The sequence below is a fragment of the Kitasatospora sp. NPDC054795 genome (genome assembly GCF_053611565.1).
In genome coordinates this window covers 27693-40158 of sequence record NZ_JBSHAP010000087.1, presented here as the reverse complement: position 1 = coordinate 40158, position 12466 = coordinate 27693, and the positions used below count along the sequence as shown (strand labels likewise).

The window sequence follows — 12466 nt, the reverse complement described above, 5'->3', positions numbered from 1 at the left end:
GGACGGAAGCGGCGGGCCCGGCGGGCCGGCTACGCGGTCCGGTTACGCGGTCCTGGTCGCGCCGGACCGCTTCGCGCACTCCGGCAGGTACGAGGAGCCCGCCGCGCCGGCCGCCAGCCAGCCGACGGCCAGCAGCCAGCCGGCGAGGACGTCCAGCGGCCAGTGCACGCCGAGGTAGACGCGGCTCAGGCCGATCGTGCCCGCGAACAGCACGGCGCCGACGACGGCCGTGCGGGTGGCGGCCGGACGCGTACGGGCGACGGCGAGCGCGAGCAGGCCGGCGCTGAGGGCGGACGTGAAGGCGTGCCCGGAGGGGAAGGCGAAACCGGAGGCGGTGAACGCCCAGTCCGTCACGGGCGGCCGGGGCCGGCCGAAGGCGTGCATCAGGCCCTGGCGCAGCAGTTGCCCCAGCGCCAGCCACACCACGGGCAGGAGCAGCGCCCGCACCGTCGTCCACCGGCGCCTCGGCGAGCCGGTGGTCCCGACGGCGGTGAGGACGCCCGCGGCCAGGGCGAGGAGGTAGGGAACCACGCCGGTACCGAGCGAGGTGACGGCCATGGCCACGGCTCGGGCGAGCTCCGGGCGATGCGCGACGCACCAGTCGATGGCGGCCTGCTCGAAGGGGAACGGCGCCCAGCCGTACGCGGCCACCACGGCCGCGACCACCGCGAAGGCCGACCACGCACCGACGAGCACCACCACCCACCGCCGACGCTCCGTCATCCGGTCAGCCGCCATCCGAGCCCTCCTGCCAGCACCACCCGGGCCACCGGAACGCGGCCCCGCGCGGCCAGGGTAGCGAGCCCGCGCCCGGCGGCACCGCCCGGCGCCCCCATCACGGCCTCGCGCGGGTCGTGGCCCCCGGCCGGTCGACGCCGGTCCACCAGGTCATCCTGAAGGGCCCCGGCCGCCGCCCCGCGCTGCCCCGCCGGGCCACCGGCGAACCCCACCGATCAGCGCGACAGGCCCTCGACGACCGATCAGAGGACCGGCGGCCCCGCCTCGACGCGGCGGAGTACCGGGAGCAGCCGGTCCAGGTCGGGGCCGGTCTGGAGCTGGCGCTCGTCCCACCAGGTGGCACCGGCGTCGTACAGCGGACCGATCACATCCCTGGCCCTGGCCGCGTCCGGCGAGGTGGCGCCGCCGAGCACGAACTCGAAGGGGCGCTCGGCCGCGACCGTACGGTGCCTGCGCACATAGCCGACCAGATCCCGTACCTCCGCCACGTCCGGCGCCTGGCCGTGCCGGGCCGTCTCGAAGAGCGGCACCGCGCCGTCCCACCGCGCCGCCCGCCGCATCGGCGGGCGGCGCGGCCAGAACCCGCCGATCCACACCGGCGGACAGGGCCGCTGCGCGGTGGCGGGCAGCAGGGTCACGTCCCGGACCTCGTAGTGCCGGCCGTGGTGGTCCACCGCCTCGCCGGACCAGAAGCGCCTCAACAGCTCCAGCCCCTCGTCCAGTCGTTCGGCCAGGAGGCGCGGTTCGGAGGTGTCGCCGAAGCTGAGGTATTCGTCCTCGATCGGACCGCCCAGGCCGGCGGCGAAGACCACCCGGCCGCCGCTGAGGACGTCCAGGGTGGCGACCTGACGGGCGAGTTGCTGCGGTCGGTACCGGGGGACCGGCGTCAGCAGGGTACCCAGCCGGATCCGGGAGGTCGCCAGCGCGGCCGCGGTCAGCAGCATCCAGGGGTCGGCGAACGGACGCCCCTGGTGTCGTCGATGCAGTACGTGGTCCCAGACGAACAGGCCGTCCCAGCCTGCCTGTTCGGCGGCGGCGGCCACGGTCGCGACGTTGCGGGGGTCGGCGAAGTCACCGAAGTTGGGGATGTTGACGGAGAAGCGCATTCCAGCAGGATGCGCAGCCGGCCCCGGAGCGGGCAGGACGCGTGCCCCATCAGGATTCCCGAGCACCCGGGAAGCCACCCGGGTCCTGGCGTCAGCGGCTTCACGAGGTCGGACGGGCCCGGCAACCGTCCGGCTGCACAGACGTGATCGGGTAGTGGAACGGGCCGCTCTGAGTACCCGTACTCAGGCCGGCCCGGCCGTGGCCGCCGGAGCATGAAGGCATGCAATCAGCAGCGATACCGCGGATCGGCATCACCGCCGTCGGCTCCCACCTGCCGGCCCGCCGGCTCACCTCCCAGCAGCTTCAGGACGAGATCGCCGCCGGCGGCCGACTCGCCCTGCCGGAGCGGATGTTCGAGAAGGCGACCGGGATCCGCAGCCGGCACTTCGCCGCCGACGACGAGTACGCCTCCACCCTCGCCGTCGGCGCCGCCCGGCGCGCCCTCGACACCCGCGGGCTGCATCCGCGGGACGTGGACCTGCTGCTGTTCGCCTCCGCCACCCGGGACGTCTGCGAGCCCGCCACCGCCCACATCGTGCAGGCCGAACTCGGCACCCGGGCCCACGCGTTGGACGTCAGCAACGCCTGCAACAGCTTCCTCAACGGGATCGACCTGGCCCGGGCGATGATCCTGGCCGGACGGGCCCGCCGCGCCCTGGTCGTCACCGGGGAGACCCCCAGCAGGGCCATGCGCCGCGCTCCCTCCGGCATCGCGGAGGTGCGCGACGGCTTCGCCGGCTACACCTTCGGCGACGCCGGGGCGGCCGTCGTCGTCGAGGCCGTCGAGCGGGGCGGCATCCTCGACATCGAGACCGCCACCGCCTCCGAGCACTGGGAGGCCGGCGGGATCCCCGGCGGCGGGTCCCGGCACCCGCGCGGTGACGAGCACAGCTACTTCCGCGGCGGCGGCAAGGAGCTGCGCGGCATCTTCGAGACGATCGGCCCGGTCGTTCTGGCCCGGCTCGCCGCCCGCACCGGCCTCGGCTGGGACGACTACGCCCGCGTCCTGGTGCACCAGGTGACGCTCCCGTACCTGGAACGCTTCGTCGAGCTGACCGGGGCGCCGGCCGGGAAGCTGGTGCTCACCGTCCCGGAGATCGGCAACGTCGCCAGCGCCACCCTGGGCGTCCAACTCGACCGGATACGCGACACGCTGGCCCCCGGGGACAAGGTCCTGCTGGTCGGCCTCGGCGGCGGCGTCAGCCTGATGACCATGGTCTGGGAGGCGTCGTGAGGACCGATCTGTGGGTGGTGGTCCCCGCCTACCAGGAGCAGGACCGCATCGACGGGGTGCTGCGCGCCCTCGCCGCCCAGCGCGACCGCGACTTCACCCTCCTCGTCGCCGACAACGGCTCCACCGACGGCACCGTCGCCACCGTCCGCGCGTTCGCCGCCCGCGCACCGTTCCCGGTCGAGGTGCTGGTCGAGCCGGAGAAGGGCGTCGGCTCCGCCGTGGACACCGCCTTCCGCCACGCGATCGCCCACGACGCCACCCTGCTCGCCCGCACCGACGCCGACTGCCTGCCCGAACCCGGCTGGACCGCCGCCGCCCGGGCCGGCCTGCTGGACGGCGGCGCACTGGTCTGCGGCCGGGTCACCGCCCGCCGCGACGAACACGGGCCGGCCGGACGCGCGGTGTTCCTGCTCCTGGTCGCCCTCGGCGCCTTCTTCGGCCGGATCCGGCCGGCCCACCACCGCCGGCACGGCTTTCTGACCCCGTACCGGATGCACGCGGGCAACAACATGGCGATCACCGCCGAGCTCTACCAGGCCGTCGGCGGCATGCCCCGCCGGCCCTCCCCCACCGACCGGGCGTTCCTCAACGAGGTCCGCCGGCACACCACGGCGGTGGTGCGCCGCCGCGACATGGTGGTGCAGAACTCCACGCGACGGATCCGCGCGTACGGGGTGGTGGGCACGGCGCGCTGGTACCTGGAACGCGGGGCCGGACCGCGCCCCGTCGACGTCCGCTGAGCCGGCGTCCAGGCATTCAGGCATCCATCGGATCGGACCGGCCGTCGTCGAGCGAACCCGCCGACGGCCGCCCACCCGGCCCACCTCCGCTCCCCGAAAGCAGCCCTCCGTGCTCGACCGCCTCGCCCACGCCCTGCGCACCGACCGTCCCGAACGGCCCGCCGTCCTGCGCCAGACCGCCCTGGGCACCGTCCGCCCGGTGATCCGCCGGGGCGAGCTCGCCGATCTGGCCGACGGCTACGCCGCCGCCCTGCACGCCCACGGCCTCGGCTCCGGCTCTCGCTCCGGCCCCGGCCCCGGCCCCGGCGCGACCGTCGGCGTCGCCGTCCGTCCCGGCCCGCGCGCGCTGGCCGTCATGCTCGCCGCCCACCGGCTGGGCCTGCGGATCGCCGTCCTCGACCCGACCGCCGGACCCGACGTGCTCGCCGCCCGGCTCGCACTGGCCCGCCCCGATCTCGTCCTCGCCGACGCCGCCGCCCAGGCCGTCGCCGGCTGGGCGGGGCCGCTGGCCCGCCGCGCCGACCTCGCACTCCCCCGGCTCACCGCCCTGGGGCCGGTCGCCACCCTCGGCTGCCGCCTGCCCGGCTGCGCACCCCGGCTGCGCCCCGCGGACACCGCCCCTCCCGCTGCCCCCTCCGAGGACGACGGCGACGGCCACGGCAGCGAGGACGCGGTGATCGTCTTCACCTCCGGCACCACCGCCCGACCGCGCGCCGTCGTCCACACCCGCGCCGGCCTCGCCGCCGGGCTGCGCACCGTCGCCGACCTGGTCGGCCCGCGCCCCGGCACGGTCGTGCTCGGCGGCACCTTCTTCGTCCTCGTCCCGGCACTCGCCGCCGGCGCCGCCGTCGTCCTGCCCGCCCGCCGCCCCGCCGCGCTCGGCCGCCAGCTCGCCCGGCTCTCCCCCGCCCACACCTACCTCACCCCGCCGCAGCTGCGCGCCGCCCTCGCCGCCGGGGCCCGCTTCACCGGCCGGGTCTGGACGGGCTCCGCCCCCGCCGACGCCGCCCTGCTGCGCCGGGTCAAGCGGTCCGGCGCCGACGAAGCATGGAGCGTCTACGCGCTCACCGAACTGTTCCCCGCCGCCGCGGTCGAGGAGGCGGACAAGAGCGCCCACGAGGGGAACGGCGACCTCGTCGGCCACCCGCTGCCCGGCGTCCGGGCCCGCCTCGCCGAGGACGGCGAACTCCGGCTCACCGGGCCCGGCGCCCGCCACCGCTACCTCGGCGAGGAGCCCGACCCGTGGATCCGCACCGGCGACCACGCCCGCCTCACCCCGGACGGACGGATCGTCCTCGCCGGCCGCCTCAAGGACATGGTGCTGCGCCACGCCGAGAACATCTACCCGGGCCTCTACGAGCCCGCACTGCACGTGCCCGGCGTCGAACTGGCCGTGCTGGTCGGTGTTCCCGACGGGCACGGGGACGAACGGCTGGTCGCCCTCGTCCAGCCCGCGCCCGGCACCGACCCGCGGCACCTGCGCAGCGCCCTGCGCGGGCCGCTCGACCGCATGGGCTCCGCCCGCCCCGACGCCGTCCTGTTCGGCACCGTCCCGCTCACCGGCCGCTCCCGCAAACCCGACCGGGCCGCGGCATCCGCCCACTGCGCACAGGAGTTGGCCCGATGAACCCGTCCGACCGCACGACCGTCACCACGACGCCCACCGCCACGCCCGCCGGGACCATCACCGCCACGGACCTCGCGTCCCTCGCCGCCGCCTCCCGCCGGGCCCGGCGCCGCGACCGACGCGTCTACCTGTACAGCCACCCCGCGCTCTTCGCGCTGCTCTGCGCCACCCGCCGCCGCCCGGTCCTGCGGCTCGGCCGCACCCTGCTGGTGCACAGCGCCGACGCCTACCACGAGGCCCTCACCCGCGTCCCGCTGCACCGCACCGCGCCCGGCACCACCGGCGGCGCGGCGGCCCGGCTCACCGACGGCGGCGCGCTGTTCGACCAGGACGGCGGCGACCACCGCACCGCCCGCCGTACGCTGGCCGCCGGCGTCGACACCACCGCCCGCGCCCGGATCCGCCCGCTCTGGCAGGCCGTCCTCGCCGAGCGCGTCCCCGACCTGGCCACCGGGCACCTCGAACTCGTGGACCTCGCGAGGGAACTGGCCGGAACCACCGCCGCCGCCCTCACCGGTGCGACCGTCCCGGCACGTCGACTCGCCGACGCCGCAGCCGAGGCGGCCGCCGCTGCCGCCCGCGACCACCTGCCCGGACCGCGCCCGGGCCGTGCCCGCGCCGCGGCCGAGGCGGCCGACGCCGCGGCCCGCCTGAGCGCCCTGCTGCCCGATCCGCGTGACGCCATGGTCGCCGTCGCCGCCGTCAACACCACCCTCGCGGCCGTCCCCCGCGCCGTCGCCTGGTGCGCCGACGCCGGCCTGTGGGCGGCCGTCGACGGGGCCGACGCGCCCCGTCTCGCCGCCGAACTGCTGCGCCTCACCGCGCCCTCCCCGCTGCTGCCAAGGGCGGCCGCCGCCGACGCCACCCTCGCCGGGCACCGGGTGCGCCGCGGCGACCGGCTGATCCTGGTCGCCCGGCACGCCGCCCACGCCCACCACCGCACTCCGAGCCCGGACCCGGCCGCCACCCAGGCCGTCTTCGGCACCGGCCCCCACGCCTGCCCCGGTGCGGGCCTGGCCCGCGCCCAACTCGCCGACGTGCTCCTCGCGCTGGCCCCCCACCGCCCGGTCGTCACCCGCGCCCGCGTCGACCGCCGCTGCGCCCTGCCCGGCTACGCCGAACTCACGCTCCGCCGAGGACGGTCCTGATGCGCATCGCCGTCACCGGCGCCTCCGGCTTCTGCGGCGCCCACCTCGCCCGCACCGCCGCCGCCCTGGGCCTGGACGTCACCTGCCACGGCCGCCGCCCCGGCCCGGTCGGCCGCCACCTCGGCTGGGACGCCGCCGCCCACGACCCCGACTTCACCGGCGCCGACCTCGTCGTCCACTGCGCCGCCGCCGTCGCCGACCTGCCCCCGGGCCACCCGGCCGAGGCCCACCAGCGCACCGTCAACGTCACCGGCACCGAGCGCGTCCTGCGCGCCGCCGCCGGCCGCCCCCTCGTCCACGTCAGCAGCGCCAGCGTCTACGACCCCCGCACCACCGCCGCCGTCCTCACCGAGGACCACCCCACCACCGCCGGCCACCTCAACGCCTACGGCCGCACCAAGGCCGCCGCCGAACGGCTCGCCCTCGCGGCCGGTGCCGTCGTCCTGCGCCCCCGCGCCGTCTACGGCCCCGGAGACCCGCACCTCCTTCCGCAGCTGCTCGGCCGGGCCCGGTACGGCCTGCTGCCGCTGCCCGGCCGGGACCTCCCGCTCAGTCTGACCGCCGTCGCCAACCTCACCGACGCCTGCCTGTCCGCCCTCGGCCTCACCGGCGCCGCGCCCTGGCCGCCCGGCGCCTACAACATCGCGGACGCCGCCCCGTACCGGCGTGACGACGCGCTGCGGCACATCCTCACCGTCCACCGCCGCCCCGCGCGGATCGCCCACCTCCCCGCGTCGCTCGTCCGCCTCGCCGCCCGCACCGCGGTGGTCCCCGGCCTCACCCCGTACGCCGTCGACCTCCTCACCCGCGGTGTCGTCCTCGACCTCACCCGCGCCCGCGCCCAGGGCTGGCACCCCACCCACGACTTGCGCGACTACCGCCCCTGACACCGGCCCGGGCGGGCGGGGGATGCCTGGAGAATCCCAGGAGGATGCTTGACAAACTCAACCTTTCATCCCTAGGGTCGCCATTGCTTCAGGCAGTGAAAAATTTCTACCCGCAAGCACTGGCTCCCCACCTCAAGACCGCGAGACCCCTCATGACTGACGCCATCCCCACCGTGGTCGCCCGCCTGCGGGCCGAATTCTCCACCGGCCGGACCAGGCCGCTCACCTGGCGCCTCGACCGGCTGGCCGCCCTGCGCGCCCTGCTCACCGAACAGGCCGAGGTGTTCCAGCAGGCCCTGCACACCGACCTCGGCAAGAGCGCCGCCGAGGCGTACCGGACCGAGATCGGCTTCACGCTCAACGAACTCGACCACACCGTCGCCCACCTGGCCGAGTGGCTGGACCCGAAGCCGGCCGCCGTGCCGGAGGTCTTCCGCCCCGCCGAGGCCCGGGTCGTCCGCGACCCCCTGGGCGTGGTGCTGATCATCGCCCCCTGGAACTACCCGCTCCAGCTCGCCCTGGCCCCGCTCGTCGGCGCCCTGGCCGCCGGGAACACCGCCGTCCTCAAGCCCAGCGAGCTCGCCCCCGCGACCTCCGCGGCCATCGCCGAACTGCTGCCGCGCTACCTCGGCGAGGAGACCGTCGCGGTCGTCGAAGGCGCCGTCCCGGAGACCACCGCCCTGCTGGAGCAGCGCTTCGACCACATCTTCTACACCGGCAACGGCGCCGTCGGACGGATCGTCATGACCGCCGCCGCCAAGCACCTCACCCCGGTCACCCTGGAACTCGGCGGCAAGAGCCCGGTCGTGGTCGACCCCGGCACCGACCTCGCCGTCACCGCCCGCCGGATCGCCCGCGGCAAGTTCCTCAACGCCGGACAGACCTGCGTCGCCCCCGACTACGTCCTCGCCGTCGGCGACACCGCGGCCGGCCTGGAACGCGAACTGGCCGACGCCGTAACGGAACTGTTCGGCGAGGACCCGGCCACGAGCACGGAGTACGGGCGCATCGTCAACGAGCGCCACTTCGACCGGCTCACCGCGCTGCTCGACGACGGGCGCACCGTCACCGGCGGCGGACACGACCGCGCCACGCGCTACCTCGCCCCGACCGTCCTCGCCGACGTGCCCGCGACCGCCCCCGTGATGCGAGCCGAGATCTTCGGCCCGATCCTGCCCGTCCTCACCGTCCCCGACCTCGACGCGGCGATCGCCTTCATCAACGAGCGCGACAAGCCGCTCGCCCTCTACGCCTTCACCGAATCCGCGGACACCAAGCGGCGGCTGACCGAGGAGACCTCCTCCGGCGCGCTCACCTTCGGACTCCCGGTCTCGCACCTGGCAATGCCCGACCTGCCCTTCGGCGGCGTCGGCGAGAGCGGCATGGGTCGCTACCACGGCGAGTACTCGATCGACACGTTCAGCCACACCAAGGCCGTCGTCGACAAGCCCCTCGGCTGATCCCGGCCCCGCCCGCCCCCTCCACCCTCACCCTCGCCGCCGGACCGCTGGTCCCGCCGGCCCCCGAATCCCTCCGGAGCAACCGTCCATGACCCCGAACGAGCACGTCGACGCCGTGGCCGCCGAGACCCACCGGTTCGCCACCGCCGTACGCTCCGCCGACCCGGCCACCCCCGTCCCCACCTGCCCCGACTGGACCCTCGCCGACCTCCTCCGCCACGCCGGCAGCGTCCAGCGCTGGTTCACCGTCCTGCTGCGGCAACGCATCCAGGCACCGCCCACCAGCCGGGACGTCGACCTCAAGCTCCCCGAACGGGCCGAGGACTACCCGGCGTGGCTCACCGAGGCCGGCGCGGAAGCGGCCGCGACGTTCGCGGAGACCGACCTCGACGCCCCCATGTGGGCCTGGGGCGCCGACCAGCACGCCCGCTTCTGGGTACGCCGGATGCTCTTCGAGACCCTCGTCCACCGCGTCGACGCCGAACTCGCCCTGGGGCTCAAGCCCGAGATCGACCCGGACCTCGCCGCGGACGGCGTGGCCGAATTCCTCACCAACCTGCCGCACGCCACCCTCTTCGCCCCGCACACGGCCAAACTCCGCGCCGCCGACCGCACCCTCCGCTTCAGCCGCACCGACGGCGACGGCGACTGGCTGATCCACCTGCGGCCCGACGGCTTCGGCCCGGCCACCGCCGACACGACCGCCACCGCTGCCGACGCCACGGTCTCGGCCACCGCCGCCGACCTCCTGCTCCTCCTCTACGGCCGCACCGACCGCTCGGCACCCGGGATCACCGCCTCCGGGGACGAAGAACTGCTGGACCTCTGGTTCACCAACTCCGCCTTCTAGGGCAGCACCTGAGCACCTGAACCCCCAGCACGACGGCCCGCGCCGACGCCCCGGCGCGGGCCGTCGGGGCAGGCAGCAGGCGACAGGCGACAGGCGACAATCGGCCGGTCGCACCGGGATCCCGCCGAACTCAGCGGCGCGCAGGCGGATGGCCTGCGGGTCGGTCAGTGCTCCCGCCGGCCGGGGTCGGGCAGCCGGATCCACGTGTCCGCAGGCCCGGTGACGGCGCGGGCACTGGTGAGTCGCAGGCCGGCGAAGGCGCAGGCATGGGCGACGGCGTGATGGTGGTAGAGGTAGCCGGCCAGCACCTCCTCGGGGGTGTCGCCCTGCCGGGGGCCACCACCGGGGTGGAGGTCCCATCCTTCGACGGCGCCGTCGCGGAGGATGCTGCCCTGGTTGCCACTCTTGGGGTTGGAGTAGAGGCCGTAGCCTACGGTGCCGGCGGTCAGACGGGTCATCGCATCGAGAGCGGACGGGGCGTAACCCCAGGGCTGGGTGACGACGCATCCGCCGGGAACGGTCGTGACGCCGGCGACGAGCAGCCTCTCGTCCCTGCCGTACTCGTACGGGTAGTCGAGGAAGCGCACCATGAACTCCTCGTCCGCGGGCGTCGCGTCCAGGCGGCGGATCGCCTCGGCGGCGTCGATGCCGGCAATGCAGGCGAGGCCGGTGCCCTCGTAGTGGAAGCGCCCCAGGGCCTGGAGGAGTTGCCGGCCGCGCTGGACGGCGGCCCGCTCGGCGGCCGTCAGGCCGGGTTCCCCGTCCGGGACGGGGAACAGGTCGGGGGTAGGGCCGGCCAGCGCGAGGCGGCCCGGCGACCAGCCGCCGAGCAGTGGCCGCCAGGGATCGGCACCCGCGGCCACGAGGGCCCGGGCATTGTCCGGCCGGTTGTCCATGACGGCCTCCCACAGTGCGGTCGTCCCGTCCTCCAGCGCGTCCACGTCCGAGACCCGGCCCGCAAGTTCGGCCACCACCTCAGGGGATCCGCTCCCTGCCGCCCGGTGCAGCGGGCGTCCCAAGCCCCACGCATCCGGGTCGGCGCCCGCGTCGAGCCGCTCGCGGATCTCGCCGTGGTCCCGCCAGCTCTCCCGGCTCACACCGGCCCAGCCCGTCATCGTGCCCTCCGTCCTCCGCGCGCCGGCGCGGGCGTCAGTCCCTTCGTAGACGATCGCACGGGGGTCGGACAACCCGGTTCGGTCAGCCCTCGTCGACGAACTCGTGCGTGTGGCGGCGGTAGGGCCCCGAGACGGTGGCGAGGCGGTCCGGCGGCCAGAGGTCGGACCGCTCGCCGAGAATCAACTCGCCGTCCCGGCGCACCATCCAGACGTCCTCCTGGTCGAGGTGCAGAACCGCGTCGCCGGGCACCTGCGCGAGGAGGGCGTCGGACAGCCGGATCATGTCGTCCTGCTGGCCGGAGACGTCGGTGTCCTTCCCGAGCCGAAAGGCGATCGAGACGGTCGGGGTGAAGACGCGGCCGCCGATCCGGGGGTCTCCCCAGCGGGTGGGCTTGAGCGGGGTCACCCGGATCCAGGTGCCGTGCGCGGTGAGCGCGCCGCCCGCGAGCAGCGTGTCGACGGTCGCGGGGGCGGTCGCGGGGCCGGTCGCGGGGCCGGCGAAGAGCCGCATCGGTCGGGCGACGTCGGCGAGCCTCCGGGCGACCCGGACCGGGGCCCACGGGGTCACCAGCTCAAGGCTGTAGGAAATCGCCATGGAATCCGTCCTTCTCCTCCTCCACGGGTGGCGGAGGAGCATGGGCGCCGCGAGGCCGGGCGGCACCGGTGGTGCCGGTGGTGTCGGTGGTGCCGGTGGTGCCGACCGGCAGGGCCTGCTGATAGAGCGCCACCAGCACGCCGTGCAGGGGTTGGTCCTCCGCGTCCTCCTCGGCCTCGTCGACCAGTTCGGTGAGGGCCTCGCCGAGTACGGCTGGGCCGGAAGGCCCATGGCCTACCGGTCCCTCGCCTCAGCAGTCCGCTCCGTTCCGCCCGGCTCGGCCGAGGCGTCGGACTCGCGCGTGCCGTTCAGGCGGATGCCTCGTGCCGAGGCCCACATCACCAGGGCGCTGCCGCACACCACGCCACAGTCGGCGAGGTTGAAGACCGGCCAGTGCGGCAGTTGGATCCAGTCCACGACGCGCCCCTGCCACGGGGACGGGGCCCGGAACAACCGGTCGACGAGATTTCCGGCTGCCCCGGCGATGACCAGCCCGAAGGAGACCGCCCAGACGGGGGTGCGGATCCGGCGCGACACCACCAGCATGACGGCGACGACCACGATCTTCACCGTGGTGAAGAGCCATGCCTCCCCCTCGCCGATGGAGAATGCTCCACCCGAGTTGAAGACCAGCGTGAATTTCAGAAGCCCACCGAGGGCCTCTGTCGGATCGCTCCCCGAGAAATGTGTCAGCGCTATCTGTTTGGTGACGAAGTCCGCCGCCAGCAGCACGAGTGCTACGGCTGCCATGGTTCCCGACCGTCGAGGCATGTCACCGGGCGAGGAAGCTCCTCGCGCAACCCATAGGCGTAGTAAGCCAGTCATGGCCGCAGTGTAGATGACGGCGGCTGGCGCCCCGGCGGGCCCGAGTTCCGCCGGAGCGTCCGTCCCGTCGGACCCGCACGGGCGGTGTCGTGGTGTGCGCCGAGTGCTCCGGCAACGCGGCCGGCCCGCACCCCGTGGGG

The 12466-nt window shown here is 75.4% G+C and carries 13 protein-coding genes; 7 read left to right on the top strand and 6 right to left on the bottom strand.

Going from position 1 to position 12466, the window contains the following annotated elements:
* Positions 1–42: 42 nt before the first annotated feature.
* Together ACWGJO_RS27720 and ACWGJO_RS27715 are read right to left on the bottom strand one after the other, a co-directional pair.
* Positions 43–738 (bottom strand): phosphatase PAP2 family protein, encoded by a 696-nt coding sequence (locus tag ACWGJO_RS27720; RefSeq protein WP_452187830.1) that lies wholly within the window; start codon positions 736–738, stop codon positions 43–45.
* A 242-nt stretch (positions 739–980) separates the two neighbouring features.
* Positions 981–1844: an LLM class flavin-dependent oxidoreductase gene (locus tag ACWGJO_RS27715; protein ID WP_452187829.1), complete on the bottom strand. Its 864-nt coding sequence runs from the start codon at positions 1842–1844 to the stop codon at positions 981–983.
* A 221-nt stretch (positions 1845–2065) separates the two neighbouring features.
* Here ACWGJO_RS27715 and ACWGJO_RS27710 point away from each other — a divergent pair, with 221 nt between their 5' ends.
* From ACWGJO_RS27710 to ACWGJO_RS27680, 7 genes are all read left to right on the top strand, one after another.
* Positions 2066–3079: a 3-oxoacyl-ACP synthase III family protein gene (locus ACWGJO_RS27710; RefSeq protein ID WP_452187827.1), complete on the top strand. Its 1014-nt coding sequence runs from the start codon at positions 2066–2068 to the stop codon at positions 3077–3079.
* Positions 3076–3819, top strand: a complete 744-nt coding sequence (locus tag ACWGJO_RS27705; RefSeq protein WP_452187826.1) for a glycosyltransferase — start codon at positions 3076–3078, stop codon at positions 3817–3819. The genes ACWGJO_RS27710 and ACWGJO_RS27705 overlap by 4 nt, the downstream gene beginning before the upstream one ends.
* A 109-nt stretch (positions 3820–3928) precedes the next feature.
* Positions 3929–5446 (top strand): class I adenylate-forming enzyme family protein, encoded by a 1518-nt coding sequence (locus ACWGJO_RS27700; protein ID WP_452187824.1) that lies wholly within the window; start codon positions 3929–3931, stop codon positions 5444–5446.
* On the top strand, positions 5443–6594 hold the full coding sequence (locus ACWGJO_RS27695; protein WP_452187822.1) for a cytochrome P450: 1152 nt from the start codon (positions 5443–5445) through the stop codon (positions 6592–6594). Before ACWGJO_RS27700 ends, ACWGJO_RS27695 begins: the two co-directional genes overlap by 4 nt.
* The gene (locus tag ACWGJO_RS27690) at positions 6594–7481 is read left to right on the top strand and encodes an NAD-dependent epimerase/dehydratase family protein (protein ID WP_452187820.1); all 888 of its coding nucleotides are present in this window, start codon (positions 6594–6596) and stop codon (positions 7479–7481) included. Before ACWGJO_RS27695 ends, ACWGJO_RS27690 begins: the two co-directional genes overlap by 1 nt.
* A gap of 152 nt (positions 7482–7633) precedes the next feature.
* On the top strand, positions 7634–8941 hold the full coding sequence (locus tag ACWGJO_RS27685; protein WP_452187818.1) for an aldehyde dehydrogenase family protein: 1308 nt from the start codon (positions 7634–7636) through the stop codon (positions 8939–8941).
* A gap of 88 nt (positions 8942–9029) precedes the next feature.
* Positions 9030–9791: a maleylpyruvate isomerase family mycothiol-dependent enzyme gene (locus ACWGJO_RS27680; protein WP_452187816.1), complete on the top strand. Its 762-nt coding sequence runs from the start codon at positions 9030–9032 to the stop codon at positions 9789–9791.
* Between the two features lie 164 nt (positions 9792–9955).
* On the opposite strand, the gene ACWGJO_RS27675 is transcribed toward ACWGJO_RS27680, so the two are convergent.
* The 4 genes from ACWGJO_RS27675 to lspA all read right to left on the bottom strand — a co-directional run bounded on the left by ACWGJO_RS27675 (position 9956) and on the right by lspA (position 12251).
* On the bottom strand, positions 9956–10906 hold the full coding sequence (locus ACWGJO_RS27675) for an ankyrin repeat domain-containing protein (RefSeq protein ID WP_452187814.1): 951 nt from the start codon (positions 10904–10906) through the stop codon (positions 9956–9958).
* Between the two features lie 82 nt (positions 10907–10988).
* Positions 10989–11501, bottom strand: coding sequence for a SitI3 family protein (locus ACWGJO_RS27670; protein WP_452187812.1), 513 nt, complete (start codon positions 11499–11501; stop codon positions 10989–10991).
* Positions 11479–11640 carry a hypothetical protein gene (locus tag ACWGJO_RS27665; protein WP_452187810.1) on the bottom strand — a complete coding sequence of 54 codons (162 nt, stop codon included), beginning with the start codon at positions 11638–11640 and terminating at the stop codon, positions 11479–11481. Before ACWGJO_RS27665 ends, ACWGJO_RS27670 begins: the two co-directional genes overlap by 23 nt.
* A gap of 95 nt (positions 11641–11735) precedes the next feature.
* Complete coding sequence (gene lspA, locus ACWGJO_RS27660) at positions 11736–12251, bottom strand: signal peptidase II (protein ID WP_452187808.1); 516 nt, start codon at positions 12249–12251, stop codon at positions 11736–11738.
* Positions 12252–12466: the final 215 nt, after the last annotated feature.